The sequence below is a fragment of the Pseudomonas sp. TMW22090 genome (assembly GCF_022496665.1).
GTDB classification, from domain to species: Bacteria; Pseudomonadota; Gammaproteobacteria; order Pseudomonadales; family Pseudomonadaceae; genus Aquipseudomonas; species Aquipseudomonas gregormendelii.
In genome coordinates this window covers 294,968-307,926 of record NZ_SCFH01000006.1, presented here as the reverse complement: position 1 = coordinate 307,926, position 12,959 = coordinate 294,968, and the positions used below count along the sequence as shown (strand labels likewise).

Annotated in this window: 11 protein-coding genes; 6 read left to right on the top strand and 5 right to left on the bottom strand. The window is 60.8% G+C overall.

Features of this window, described 5'->3' with window-relative positions; all coding sequences use genetic code 11:
• The first annotated feature begins 30 nt into the window (after window positions 1-30).
• From EQV97_RS18720 to tadA, 6 genes are all read left to right on the top strand, one after another.
• Window positions 31-798: a sulfite exporter TauE/SafE family protein gene (locus EQV97_RS18720; RefSeq protein ID WP_122840710.1), complete on the top strand. Its 768-nt coding sequence runs from the start codon at window positions 31-33 to the stop codon at window positions 796-798.
• A 162-nt stretch (window positions 799-960) separates the two neighbouring features.
• Window positions 961-1,509, top strand: a complete 549-nt coding sequence (locus tag EQV97_RS18715) for a hypothetical protein (protein WP_045062141.1) — start codon at window positions 961-963, stop codon at window positions 1,507-1,509.
• A gap of 217 nt (window positions 1,510-1,726) precedes the next feature.
• The gene (gene guaB, locus EQV97_RS18710) at window positions 1,727-3,196 is read left to right on the top strand and encodes an IMP dehydrogenase (RefSeq protein ID WP_045062144.1); all 1,470 of its coding nucleotides are present in this window, start codon (window positions 1,727-1,729) and stop codon (window positions 3,194-3,196) included.
• A gap of 99 nt (window positions 3,197-3,295) precedes the next feature.
• Window positions 3,296-4,873: a glutamine-hydrolyzing GMP synthase gene (guaA, locus tag EQV97_RS18705; protein WP_045062146.1), complete on the top strand. Its 1,578-nt coding sequence runs from the start codon at window positions 3,296-3,298 to the stop codon at window positions 4,871-4,873.
• 283 nt (window positions 4,874-5,156) lie between these two features.
• Window positions 5,157-6,533, top strand: a complete 1,377-nt coding sequence (locus EQV97_RS18700) for a multicopper oxidase family protein (RefSeq protein WP_122840711.1) — start codon at window positions 5,157-5,159, stop codon at window positions 6,531-6,533.
• A complete protein-coding gene (gene tadA, locus EQV97_RS18695; protein ID WP_122840712.1) occupies window positions 6,533-7,030 on the top strand; it encodes a tRNA adenosine(34) deaminase TadA in 498 nt (165 codons plus the stop codon). The genes EQV97_RS18700 and tadA overlap by 1 nt, the downstream gene beginning before the upstream one ends.
• Window positions 7,031-7,163: 133 nt before the next feature.
• On the opposite strand, the gene cmoB is transcribed toward tadA, so the two are convergent.
• The 5 genes from cmoB to lon form a co-directional block, all read right to left on the bottom strand.
• Complete coding sequence (gene cmoB, locus EQV97_RS18690) at window positions 7,164-8,120, bottom strand: tRNA 5-methoxyuridine(34)/uridine 5-oxyacetic acid(34) synthase CmoB (RefSeq protein WP_225569509.1); 957 nt, start codon at window positions 8,118-8,120, stop codon at window positions 7,164-7,166.
• On the bottom strand, window positions 8,117-8,896 hold the full coding sequence (cmoA, locus tag EQV97_RS18685; RefSeq protein WP_177328525.1) for a carboxy-S-adenosyl-L-methionine synthase CmoA: 780 nt from the start codon (window positions 8,894-8,896) through the stop codon (window positions 8,117-8,119). Before cmoA ends, cmoB begins: the two co-directional genes overlap by 4 nt.
• A gap of 138 nt (window positions 8,897-9,034) precedes the next feature.
• On the bottom strand, window positions 9,035-9,676 hold the full coding sequence (locus EQV97_RS18680) for a lysoplasmalogenase (RefSeq protein WP_240889478.1): 642 nt from the start codon (window positions 9,674-9,676) through the stop codon (window positions 9,035-9,037).
• A gap of 2 nt (window positions 9,677-9,678) precedes the next feature.
• Window positions 9,679-10,071 carry a protease inhibitor I42 family protein gene (locus EQV97_RS18675; protein ID WP_122840715.1) on the bottom strand — a complete coding sequence of 131 codons (393 nt, stop codon included), beginning with the start codon at window positions 10,069-10,071 and terminating at the stop codon, window positions 9,679-9,681.
• Window positions 10,072-10,274: 203 nt separating this feature from the next.
• On the bottom strand, window positions 10,275-12,692 hold the full coding sequence (gene lon / locus EQV97_RS18670; protein WP_240889475.1) for an endopeptidase La: 2,418 nt from the start codon (window positions 12,690-12,692) through the stop codon (window positions 10,275-10,277).
• Between the last annotated feature and the right edge of the window lie 267 nt (window positions 12,693-12,959).

The window sequence follows — 12,959 nt, the reverse complement described above, 5'->3', positions numbered from 1 at the left end:
TCTGCACAGGTATTTGATGAAGGCGTGCAGATGAACGTGCTGGAGTTGTTACATCAATGGCCATTCGGTGCGATGGATTGGCTGGTCATTGGCCTTGGCATCGCCCTGGCGTACATCGTGTTCGGCATCGCCGGGTTCGGGACAGCGTTGGTGGCGGGGCCTGTATTGATTCTGTTCATGCCGCTGTCCAAGATCGTGCCGTTGCTGGTGTTGCTGGATTTCGTGGCCGCGTTCGGCAACCTGCTGCCGTCGCGCCGGGATGTGGCCCAACCGGAGTTGCTGCGGCTGCTGCCCTGCATGGCGGTCGGTTGCACCCTTGGGGTCGTCTTTCTGCTGAACCTCAAATCCGACTTGCTGTTGCTATTAATGGGGCTGTTTATCAGCGCCTACGGGATTTACAGCCTGTGGGTCAAAACCCGTCCAACCCGGTTGTCTGCCGCCTGGGCGGTGCCGGTAGGTACGATCGGCGGGCTGTTCGGGGCGTTATTTGGCAGCGGCGGTTTTTTATATGCGATCTATCTCAACAGTCGTCTGCCCAAAGACGCGGCGCGCGCGACCCAGAGCGCGCTGATCAGTTGCAGCACGGTAGTGCGCCTGAGCCTGTTCACTGTCGCAGGGGTGTACGCCGAGCTACCCTTGTTGTTACTGGCGCTGTGTTTGTTGCCGGCCATGGCGGTGGGTTTGTGGATTGGCCGGCGTTTGACCCTGAGGTTGTCCCGCGAGGCGTTCGTGCGGCTGGTGACCTGGCTGGTGCTGGCCAGCGGGATCGCGTTGATCGGGCGGTATTTGAGTACTTGACCTGAGTGCGTCAGGGATTAAGCTGCCGGCCGCAAATCCATGTGGGAGCGAGCCTGCTCGCGATGGCGATGGGTCAGGCAACTTCAAAGTGGCTGCAACGACCGAATCGCCAGCAGGCTCACTCCCACAAGGGTGATCATTCAGAACATGCAGGCTTGTGCCATGAATTCTCAAAGCATCATCGTCCCGAAAATCTCCACCCTGCCGGTGCACGAACCCCGAGCAAGGGCGGTCGTGCGGTGGCTGGTGCGCAAGAACATCATCAAGGAAGAACTCACCACCTGCGGCCGCACCGGCAGCCGCATGGGCCATGCGATTGCCGACGGTGCCCGTGCCGTGGTGCTGCACCCGCAAGCGCTGCCGTTCGGTGAGCCGATCAATGGCCTGGAGATCATTACCAAGCGCTGCATCTACACGCCGGCCAAGGGCTTTCTGGAAGAAGCGGGCTGCGCCGAGTGCCGCAAGGAAGTCGGCGAGGCGCTGTTCGAAAGCCTGGAAGACTGGATGCCGGGGCGTACCGATAACTTCACCTGCCCCGAATGCGGGCATGAAGATGACATCAACGGATTTCTGTTCCTGCAGGAGTGCGGGTTTTCCAACCTCGGGTTTATCTTCAACAATTGGGCCGAGGCAGGGTTCAAGCAGAGCTTTATTGATGAGTTTGCCGATTGGCTGGATCAGCCGGTCAGTTGGGTAAAAGTCGAACTCTGATCCCTGCACACCCCTGTAGGAGCTGCCGCAGGCTGCGATCTTTTGATTTTGATCTTCTTAAAGCAAGATCAAAAGATCGCAGCCTGCGGCAGCTCCTACAGGGGCGATATGTTCCGTATATCTATAAGGTCGATAATAGACAGAGTTTTACATTGAACCCGAGGGGGTGTCTGACTATAATGGCGCGCTTCCATTTTCCCGCTCGGGAGCCCCCGCGATGCTGCGTATCAGCCAAGAAGCTCTGACATTCGACGACATTCTCCTAGTGCCCGGTTATTCCGAGGTGCTTCCTAACGAAGTCAGTCTCAAGACCCGCCTAACCCGTGGCATCGAGCTGAATATTCCTCTGGTTTCTGCCGCCATGGACACCGTTACTGAAGCCCGACTGGCAATTGCCATGGCTCAGGAAGGTGGCATCGGTATTATCCACAAGAACATGACCATCGAGCAGCAAGCTGCCGAAGTGCGCAAGGTCAAGCGTTACGAAGCCGGCGTGGTCAAGGATCCGATCACCATCGAGGCTGACGCCACGGTGCGTGAACTGTTCGAACTGACCCGCCTGCACAACATCTCCGGCGTTCCGGTACTGCACGATGGCGACCTGGTCGGCATCGTCACTTCCCGTGACGTGCGTTTTGAAAATCGTATGGAAGCCACTGTCCGTGAAGTGATGACGCCTAAAGAGCGCCTGGTCACGGTCAAGGAAGGCGCCGACAAGAACGACGTCCGCGAGCTGTTGCACAAACACCGCATCGAACGCGTCCTGATCGTCGACGGCAAGTTTGCTCTCAAGGGCATGATGACCGTCAACGACATCGAAAAAGCCAAGGCTTACCCGCTGGCCAGCAAGGACGATCAAGGTCGTCTGCGCGTAGGCGCGGCAGTCGGTACCGGTAAAGATACGGGCGATCGCGTTGCGGCGCTGGTCAATGCCGGCGTTGACGTGGTGGTGGTCGACACTGCCCACGGTCACTCCAAGGGTGTGATCGACCGCGTTCGCTGGGTCAAGCAGAACTTTCCTGACGTGCAGGTCATCGGCGGCAACATCGCCACCGGCGCTGCCGCCAAGGCCCTGGCCGAAGCAGGCGCCGACGCAGTCAAGGTCGGTATCGGCCCTGGCTCGATCTGCACCACCCGTATCGTCGCTGGTGTCGGCGTGCCGCAAATCAGTGCCATCGCCAACGTCGCCGCAGCCCTTGAAGGCACCGGCGTTCCGTTGATCGCCGATGGCGGCATCCGTTTCTCCGGTGACCTGTCCAAGGCCATCGTAGCCGGTGCTTCCTGCGTGATGATGGGCTCGATGTTCGCCGGTACTGAAGAAGCGCCGGGCGAAATCGAACTGTTCCAGGGCCGTTCGTACAAGGCTTACCGTGGCATGGGTTCGCTGGGCGCCATGTCCCAGGCCCAGGGCTCTTCCGACCGCTACTTCCAGGATTCCTCGGCAGGCGCCGAGAAGCTTGTACCTGAAGGCATCGAAGGGCGTGTTCCGTACAAGGGCACCCTGAGCGCCATCATTCACCAGCTGATGGGCGGCTTGCGTTCCTCGATGGGTTACACCGGCAGTGCCGACATCGAAGAAATGCGCACCAAGCCCGAGTTCGTGCGGATCACCGGCGCCGGCATGGCCGAGTCCCACGTGCATGACGTGCAGATCACCAAGGAAGCGCCAAACTACCGCGTAGGTTGAGGCTTCAAGCACAAAGTTAAGTAACCGGGGCTGTTTTCTTCAGCCCCGAGTTGTTTCTGAATCACGACTGTTTCTGAATTACTTAGACGAGACTGAATCATGTCCCTCGACATTCACGCTCACCGCATCCTGATCCTCGACTTCGGTTCCCAGTACACCCAGCTGATTGCCCGCCGCGTGCGTGAAATCGGCGTGTACTGCGAACTGCATCCGTTCGACATGGATGAAGACGCGATTCGCGAATTCGCTCCGAAAGGCGTCATTCTCGCCGGCGGCCCCGAGTCCGTGCACGAAGCCAACAGCCCGCGCTGCCCGCAGGCGGTGTTTGACCTCGGCGTGCCGGTCTTCGGTATCTGCTACGGCATGCAGACCATGGCTGAACAGCTGGGTGGCAAGGTCGAAGGGTCCGAGCTGCGTGAGTTCGGTTACGCCCGTGTCGACGTGGTCGGCAAGAGCCGCCTGCTCGACGGCATCGAAGACCACATCGACGCCGACGGCCTGTTCGGCCTCGACGTGTGGATGAGCCATGGTGACAAGGTCACCCGGATGCCGCAGGAATTCCACATCCTGGCCAGCACGCCAAGCTGCCCGATCGCCGGCATGTTCGACGACGCTCGTGGCTACTACGGCGTGCAGTTCCACCCGGAAGTGACCCACACCAAGCAGGGCGGTCGCATCCTGTCGCGCTTCATCCTCGACATCTGCGGCTGTGAAGCCCTGTGGACTCCGTCGAAGATTGCCGAAGACGCCATTGCCAACATCCGCGCTCAGGTGGGTACCGACAACGTACTGCTGGGCCTGTCCGGCGGTGTCGACTCTTCGGTGGTTGCGGCCCTGCTGCACAAGGCCATCGGCGACCAGCTGACCTGCGTCTTTGTCGACAACGGCCTGCTGCGCCTGCACGAAGGTGAGCAAGTGATGGCCATGTTCGCCGAGAACATGGGCGTCAAGGTGATCCGCGCCAACGCTGAGGACCAGTTCCTCAACAACCTGGCTGGCGAAAGCGACCCGGAGAAAAAGCGCAAGATCATCGGTCGCACCTTCATCGACGTGTTTGATGCCCAGTCCAACAAACTGGACAACATCAAGTACCTCGCCCAGGGCACCATCTACCCGGACGTGATCGAGTCGGCTGGCGCGAAAAGCGGCAAGGCCCACGTGATCAAGTCGCACCACAACGTGGGCGGCCTGCCGGAAGAAATGAACCTCAAGCTGGTTGAACCCCTGCGCGAACTGTTCAAGGACGAAGTCCGTCGCCTGGGCCTGGAACTCGGCCTGCCCTACGACATGGTCTACCGTCACCCGTTCCCGGGCCCGGGCCTGGGTGTGCGGATCCTCGGTGAAGTGAAGAAGGAATACGCCGACCTGCTGCGTCGCGCCGATCACATCTTCATCGAAGAACTGCGCAAGGCCGACTGGTACCACAAGGTCAGCCAGGCGTTCGTAGTGTTCCAGCCGGTGAAATCGGTTGGCGTGGTTGGCGATGGCCGTCGTTATGCCTGGGTCGTGGCCCTGCGTGCCGTAGAAACCATCGACTTCATGACCGCGCGTTGGGCGCACCTGCCTTACGAACTGCTGGAAACCGTCAGCGGCCGGATCATCAACGAAATCGAAGGCATCTCCCGCGTGACCTACGACGTGTCGAGCAAGCCGCCAGCGACCATTGAGTGGGAATGATCCCACTCTGACTGATCGCCCGTAACACCCGAAGGCCCCATGAGCGTGAGTTCATGGGGCCTTTTTGTCAGGGCTGACTGCTTCGATGGAAAATGTTTCATGAATTCGGTGCAAGCCTCCTCTTGGTTCATCTGCAGCAGTACCCACTGGTGCAGGTCGGTGGGCGTCGCCTCCTGCTGCGGCCATCCGCCGCGCCACCCTTACTGTTTCTCAACCGCAGGTGTATCGTATTCGCCTTTTACCGGCCCCCGGGCCGGTGCAGATAAGTGAGGTAGCTGAGTTCATGTCCTTTACCCGTCGCCAAATCCTCGGTGGCCTGTCCGGTCTTGTTGTCGTTGGTCTCGGAGCGGGTGGCGCCTCGCGGTACTGGCTGGGCAAGATGGCTGACGCCGACGCGGGTCATGACTACGAATTGATTGCGGCGCCACTGGACGTCGAACTGGTCCCTGGGCACACCACCCAAGCCTGGGCGTTCGGCCCTTCGGCGCCGGGCACCGAGTTGCGCGTGCGCCAGGGCGAATGGCTGCGAGTGCGTTTCATCAACCACCTGCCGGTCGCCACGACTATTCACTGGCACGGCATCCGCCTGCCACTGGAAATGGACGGGGTGCCCTACGTGTCGCAGCTTCCGGTATTGCCGGGGGAATACTTCGACTACAAATTCCGCGTTCCCGATGCTGGCAGCTACTGGTATCACCCCCACGTAAACAGCAGTGAAGAACTCGGTCGAGGCCTGGTCGGCCCGCTGATCGTGGAAGAGCGCGAGCCTACCGGTTTCAAATATGAAAAGACCTTGAGCCTGAAGAGCTGGCACGTCGATGAAGAGGGCGCGTTCGTTGCATTCAGCATCCCTCGCGAAGCGGCCCGGGGCGGGACCGCGGGGCGCCTGTCGACCATCAACGGGGTGTCACAGGCGGTGATCGATTTGCCCGCCGGGCAGATCACCCGTGTGCGCCTGCTGAACCTCGACAACACCCTGACCTATCGACTGAACATTCCCGGCGTTGAAGCGCAGATCTACGCGCTGGATGGCAACCCCATCGAACCGCGCCCGCTGGGCAAGGAATACTGGCTCGGCCCGGGCATGCGCATTTGCCTGGCGATCAAGGCGCCTGCCGCGGGTGAAGAGTTATCCCTGCGCAACGGCCCGGTCCGCCTGGGAACATTGCGCTCGGTGGCCAACGCCGACACGCCGGGCCAATGGCCCCCCGCACTGCCGGCCAACCCGGTGGCCGAGCCGGACCTGGCCAATGCCGAGAAACTCAACTTCAATTTCGAATGGGTGGGCTCGGTGTCGGTGAACGTCGACAACGGCAAGCCGCCGAGCCTTTGGCAGATCAATGGCCAGGCCTGGGACATCACCGATAAAACCTGCGCCGACCGGCCGATTGCCAAGCTCGAAAAGGGCAAGAGCTACATCTTCGAACTGAAAAACATGACCCAGTATCAGCACCCGATCCACTTGCACGGCATGAGCTTCAAAGTGATTGCCTCAAACCGTCACAAGGTCATTCCGTACTTCACGGACACTTACCTGCTGGGCAAGAACGAGCGCGCACAGGTGGCCCTGGTGGCGGATAATCCCGGCGTGTGGATGTTTCATTGTCATGTGATCGACCACATGGAAACCGGCCTGATGGCCGCCATCGAGGTGGCGTGATGCGGCAGATTCGTCCTGCTGCGATCATCGATCGCAGCCGTGACCAGGATTTCATGCGCGAGGCGCTGGCCCTCGCGGCCCAGGGCGCGGCATTGGGAGAGGTGCCCGTCGGTGCGGTGCTGGTGCAGGATGGAGAAATCATCGGTCGTGGCTTCAATTGCCCGATCAGCGGCAACGACCCCAGCGCCCATGCCGAGATGGTCGCGATCCGCGCTGCGGCATTGGCCGCCAGCAACTACCGCCTGCCCGGCAGCACGCTCTACGTAACCCTTGAACCCTGCAGCATGTGCGCGGGGTTGATCGTGCATTCGCGGATTGCGCGGGTGGTGTATGGTGCCCTGGAGCCCAAGGCGGGGATTGTGCAGAGCCAGGGGCAATTTTTCACCCAGGGCTTTTTGAATCACCGGGTGTTGTTTGAAGGCGGCGTGTTGGCGCAGGAGTGTGGCGCGGTGCTGAGCGAATTCTTCAAGGCGCGCCGGGCAAAGCCTGCAATCTAAAAAACAACACCAAACCCTGTGGGAGCTGGCTTGCCAGCGATGGCGGCGGCACATCAAACATGAATGTTGACTGATCCACCGCTATCGCTGGCAAGCCAGCTCCCACAGGGTTATTCAGCGGACGGAGATCTGGTTACTTCCTGGCCACAATCACCGCACGCATCGGCGCCGGCAGGCCTTCGATCGTCTTGCTGTGATCCTCGGGATCAAGGAAATCGCTCAACGACTGATACTTCATCCACTGCGTCCCGCGCTGTTCCTCGACAGTGGTCACGCTCACATCCACGCACTTCACTTCGGTGAAACCGGCGCGGCGCAACCAGAGCATAAGCGCCGGAACCGACGGCAGGAACCATACATTGCGCATCTGAGCGTAACGGTCTTCGGGTACCAGCACCTGCTGCTGATCGCCTTCGATCACCAGCGTCTCCAGCACCAGTTCGCCACCCTTGACCAGGCAATCCTTCAGCGCCAGCAAATGCTCGATCGGCGAACGGCGGTGGTAGAACACGCCCATCGAAAACACCGTGTCGAAGCCTTCCATGTTCGGCGGCAGGTCTTCGAACGGAAACGGCAGGTGCCAGGCATTCGGTTCGGACAGGTAACGCTGCACGGCCTGGAACTGGCAGAAGAACAGCCAGTTCGGATCAACGCCAATCACACTGTCGGCACCGGCGCCGAGCATGCGCCACATGTAGTAGCCATTGCCGCAGCCGACATCGAGGATGCGTTTGCCCTTCAAATCCAGATGCGGCGCAACCCGCGACCACTTCCAGTCCGAGCGCCACTCGGTGTCCACGTGCACGCCGAACAAATCGAACGGCCCCTTGCGCCACGGTGACAAACCCATCAGCGCCGTGCGCATCTGCGCGCGGGTTTCGTCGTCGCAATCGGTGTCAAGGGTCAGGCCGTTGAGCAAATCGACTTCACTCGGCTGGATCTTCGGCAAGGCGTCCAGCGCGCTTTGCCAACGCTCCAGATCGCCATGGCCTTTCTCCATTTTCTTGTCGAGCTGGGCTTGCAGCGTGTTGGCCCAATCGGCCAGCGGGGTGCCGGCGAGACGGCGGGCGAGGGGAGACAGATCAATCATGGTAAGGCAATCAACGAGGCAAAGTTAAGACACTGGAACCACGGCACGACTTTCGAGAACCCGGCCGCGAGCAGGCGCTCCCGGTGTTCTTCGAGGCTGTCGGGCTTCATGACGTTTTCGATGGCGCTGCGCTTCTGGGCAATCTCCAGCTCGCTGTAGCCGTTGGCGCGCTTGAAGGCGACGTGCAGGTCGGTGAGCAGCGCATGTTCTTCAGGATCGTTGAAGCGCAGTTTTTCCGACAGAATCAGCGCACCTCCCGGAACCAGAGCCTGGCGGATACGCGCGAGCAGCGCGGTGCGCTGCTCCGGGGCGATGAATTGCAGGGTGAAGTTAAGCGCCACCACCGAGGCCGGCTGGAACTCGAGCGCCAGGATGTCGCCTTCGATCACCTCCACCGGCAGCAACTCCTGAAACATCGAGTCCTGGCCGTTGAGGTATTCGCGGCAGCGTTCAACCATGGCCACCGAGTTATCCACAGCGATCACGCGGCAGCCGTCTGTGCGCACGTGCCGGCGCAACGCCTGGGTCACGGCACCGAGGGACGAGCCCAGGTCATAGAGCACGCTGTCGGGCTGGGCAAACTGAGCGGCGAGCACTCCGAGATTCTCGACGATGGTTGGGTAACCCGGCACCGAGCGCTTGATCATGTCCGGGAAAACCCGCACCACATCCTCGTTGAAGGCGAAGTCAGGCACCTGGGCCAACGGCTGGGCGAAAAGACGATCGGGTTCTTTGCTCACGGCGGTTCCAGCGGCATGGGTGGAAAAGGCCGGCATTTTAGCCAACTTGGCGTGGGGATGCGCGGGTTGTCTGATAAACCGTAAATCAAAGATCGTCCGAACGCGGCCCGAGCCTTCGGCCGCTCCTACCCTGGAACTCAACCCCTTCAGGAGCTGCAGGCTGCGATCTTTTTCTCAGGCGCGGCGCGGTTCGGTAGCGAACGCCGAAGCCGCAATCCCCCACTGCCCCAACCAATAGCTCAGGATGATCACATACGGCGCCGCCTCGAACGGCATCACGAAGCGACTGATGCCAATCATGCTATCGGAAAACACGAACGCCACTGCGCCGGCCGCCGCCAGCAGGGCCGAACGTCGCGGCACATCGGTGCCCAGGCGAGCCAATGCGCGCCAGAGCATCGTGCTGATCGCCAGACCGTAGACGATCACCGGGATCAGCAAAGGCCCCAAACCACTGGCAATCAGAATCCCCAACAACAGGGCACCGACAACCAGGGCCAGGATCAGTGGCATCACCGCCCACCGGCGGCAATCACTCAGATACGCCTTCAGGTACGCCAGATGCGCGACCAGAAAGGCCCCGAGACCAAAAACGAACAAATCCATCGGCCATGCCAGCAACACATCGCCCAGCAGCGAGAAAATCAGGCCGAGGCTGATCCAGCGGCGATACTCACTGGGCGGCGCATCATGCAACCAACCCAGCAGGGCCAGTATTGGCATTGGCTTGACCAGCAGACACAGCAGCGTGGCATGCACGCTGAGGCCGTACAGGAACGTCACCGCACCCATCAGCGCCAGAATCAGCCAGCCCACGGTCAGTTCACCGAGATCGCGCAGTCGAAGGTGTCTACCGGCAACACTTCAGGTGCCCAGGGTTGCTGGGAGGTCAGGCGCAGGCGTCCGGTGCCGGTGGCGAAGGCCTGGAAGCGCCAGGTCGAAATCCCGGCGGAGCCTACGATGCCGGCGTCTTCAGGGTTGCTGTACACCTCGGGGCCGAGGGCGTGCAGCACGCCGCCAGCCGAGTCCTGAATCGCCCAGCGGTAGCCCGTGGTCGGGTTGCTGGGCAGCGTCACAATCAGGTTCTGCCCGTTATGCAGCTTGGCCGGGCATTGGCTCTGTTTTTCCACGGTCAGGTTCTGGCCCGGTTGCGAGGAGCAGGCGGCAAGCAGAGCGAGGGTCATGGGAACAAGCAGGCGAATCGGGGACATGGGCTCAGCGGCTCCGGCGGTGACGACGAACGGCGAGCATAACTGAAGATGAGACAAAGTGTGACAGTCGCTCGGAGGCGACCAGGAAGAGGGCGGCGTCGCTGCCGACGCTATCGCCGGCAAGCTCGCTCCCACTGGTTGGTTGCAATCCCTGTGGGAGCGAGCTTGCTCGCGATGACGGTGTTGCAGGCGTTACTGGATGATCAGAACAATATCTTCGCCACATCCGCAAAACGCTTGGCAAAGTGCACGGTGATCCCGTCTTTGAGATAGTCCGGCAACTCTTCAAAACTCCCACGGTTAGGTTCCGGCAAGATCAATTCGAAAATCTTCTGCCGACGCGCCGCAATCACTTTCTCGCGCACCCCGCCAATGGGCAGCACGTGCCCGGTCAAGGTCAGTTCACCGGTCATTGCCACGCCTTTTTTCGGCGGCTGGTTGCGCGCCAGGGACAGCAGGGCGCTGGCCATGGTTACACCCGCGCTCGGGCCGTCCTTGGGCGTGGCGCCCTCTGGAACATGCAGGTGCACAAAGGCTTCGTCGAAGAACTTCGGATCGCCGCCGAAAGACTCCAGGTTCGAGCTGACGTAGCTGTAGGCAATCTCAGCCGATTCTTTCATCACATCGCCCAGTTGCCCGGTGAGCTTGAAGCCACGGTTGAGCGTATGGATGCGGGTCGCCTCGATCGGCAAGGTCGCACCGCCCATGCTGGTCCAGGCAAGGCCGGTGATGACACCCGTACCGGATAGCACTTGCTCGTTGCGGAACACCGGGTGACCGAGGGAGGCTTCGAGGTCTTTCGGGCCGAGCTTGATCACCGCTTTGGGTTCGTCGATCAGCTTCACCACCGCCTTGCGCACCAGTTTGCCCAGTTGTTTTTCCAACTGGCGCACCCCGGCTTCACGGGCGTAGCCATCAATCAACGCTTTCAGCGCGCTGTCGCTGATGGAAAGGCTGCCCTTGGAGACGCCGGCTTTTTCCAGCTGCTTGGGCCACAGGTGACGCTTGGCGATGGCGATCTTTTCTTCGGTGATGTAGCCCGACAGGCGAATCACTTCCATCCGGTCCAGCAGCGGGCCGGGAATTGAATCCAGGGTGTTGGCGGTGCACACGAACAGGACTTTGGACAGGTCCATGCGCAAGTCCAGGTAATGGTCGAGGAATTCGACATTCTGTTCCGGGTCCAGGGTTTCCAGCAGCGCCGAGGCCGGGTCGCCCTGGTAGCTCTGGCCCATCTTGTCGATCTCGTCGAGCATGATCACCGGGTTCATCACTTCGACGTCTTTGAGCGCCTGCACCAGCTTGCCCGGTTGCGCGCCGATGTAGGTGCGCCGATGGCCCTTGATCTCGGCTTCGTCACGCATGCCGCCGAGGCTGAAGCGATAGAACGGACGACCCAGGGACTCGGCGATGGATTTGCCGACACTGGTCTTGCCCACACCGGGCGGGCCGACCAGCAGCACAATGGAGCCACTGATCTCGCCTTTATAGGCACCCACGGCGAGGAATTCGAGGATGCGGTCCTTGATGTCGTCCAGGCCGGCGTGGTGTTTGTCCAGCACCTTGCGGGCGTGCCTGAGGTCCAGTTTGTCCTTGCCGTAGACGCCCCAAGGTACCGAAGTCGCCCAGTCGAGGTAGTTGCGGGTGACCGCATATTCCGGCGAGCCGGTTTCGAGAATCGACAGCTTGTTGATTTCTTCGGCAATGCGCTTCTGCGCCTGAGCCGAGAGCACTTTGCCTTCCAGGCGCTGTTCGAACTGTTCGATGTCGGCGCTACGGTCGTCCTTGGTCAGGCCCAGCTCCTGCTGGATGACCTTCAACTGCTCCTTGAGGAAGAACTCGCGCTGGTGTTCGCCAATCTTGCGGTTCACCTCGGCGGAGATTTCTTTCTGCAGGCGCGCGACTTCGACTTCCTTGCGCAGCATGGGCAGGACTTTTTCCATGCGCTTGAGCATCGGCACACAGTCGAGCACTTCCTGCAGCTCGTTGCCGGTGGCGGAAGTGAGGGCGGCGGCGAAGTCGGTCAGGGGGGATGGATCGTTGGGGCTGAAGCGATTGAGGTAGTTCTTCAGCTCTTCGCTGTACAGCGGGTTGAGCGGCAACAGTTCCTTGATCGCGTTGATCAGCGCCATCCCATAGGCCTTGACCTCGTCGGTCGGCTCGGTGGGCTGGTGCGGGTATTCGACTTCCACCAGATAAGGCGGGCGGTGGTGCTTGAGCCAGGTGCGAATGCGCACGCGGGTCAGGCCCTGGGCGACGAACTGCAGTTTGCCGTTTTCGCGGCTGGCGTGATGCACCTTGACCAGCGTGCCGTAGAGCGGCAGGGCCGAGGTGTCGAAATGGCGCGGGTCTTCCTGGGGCGTGTCCATGTAGAACAGGGCCAGGGAGTGGTGCTCGGATTTGCTGACCAGATCCAGGGTTTCAGCCCAGGGTTCTTCATTGACGATGACCGGGAGTACCTGGGCCGGGAAGAAGGGGCGGTTGTGGATCGGGATGATGTAGACCTTGTCCGGCAGGTTCTGGCCGGGGAGTGCGAGGCCTTTGCCGGTGGAGTGGTGCTCGGCGTTCTCGGGGTCCGCGTACTCGCTCGGGTCTTCAGGGAATTCTTGCTGGTCGCTCATGGGGCACCTGCGCAATGGGATATGGGTCTTAGATGGGGCAGGTAGGGGGTGGTTTCAATGGCGAGGGATATTTCAGGGTATGTGTTCATTGTTTTGCCAGCATGGAATCTTCGAATGCCGGACGAACCCCCCGTAGGAGCTGCCGAAGGCTGCGATCTTTTGATCTTGATTTTTAAGGTCAAAAGATCGCAGCCTTCGGCAGCTCCTACAGTAGAACTTCAGTGGCCTCACATGGCTACCGGGGCACAAAAAAGGCGACCCCCTCAC

Excerpts from the sequence above, each read along its gene's own strand:
- guaA (WP_045062146.1), top strand. The coding sequence starts at position 3,296 with ATGTCCCTCGACATTCACGCTCACCGCATCCTGATCCTCGACTTCGGT.
- EQV97_RS18720 (WP_122840710.1), top strand. The coding sequence starts at position 31 with ATGAACGTGCTGGAGTTGTTACATCAATGGCCATTCGGTGCGATGGAT.
- tadA (WP_122840712.1), top strand. The coding sequence starts at position 6,533 with ATGCGGCAGATTCGTCCTGCTGCGATCATCGATCGCAGCCGTGACCAG.
- guaB (WP_045062144.1), top strand. The coding sequence starts at position 1,727 with ATGCTGCGTATCAGCCAAGAAGCTCTGACATTCGACGACATTCTCCTA.
- cmoA (WP_177328525.1), bottom strand. The coding sequence starts at position 8,896 with ATGCCGGCCTTTTCCACCCATGCCGCTGGAACCGCCGTGAGCAAAGAA.
- EQV97_RS18700 (WP_122840711.1), top strand. The coding sequence starts at position 5,157 with ATGTCCTTTACCCGTCGCCAAATCCTCGGTGGCCTGTCCGGTCTTGTT.
- EQV97_RS18715 (WP_045062141.1), top strand. The coding sequence starts at position 961 with ATGAATTCTCAAAGCATCATCGTCCCGAAAATCTCCACCCTGCCGGTG.
- lon (WP_240889475.1), bottom strand. The coding sequence starts at position 12,692 with ATGAGCGACCAGCAAGAATTCCCTGAAGACCCGAGCGAGTACGCGGAC.
- EQV97_RS18675 (WP_122840715.1), bottom strand. The coding sequence starts at position 10,071 with ATGTCCCCGATTCGCCTGCTTGTTCCCATGACCCTCGCTCTGCTTGCC.
- cmoB (WP_225569509.1), bottom strand. The coding sequence starts at position 8,120 with ATGATTGATCTGTCTCCCCTCGCCCGCCGTCTCGCCGGCACCCCGCTG.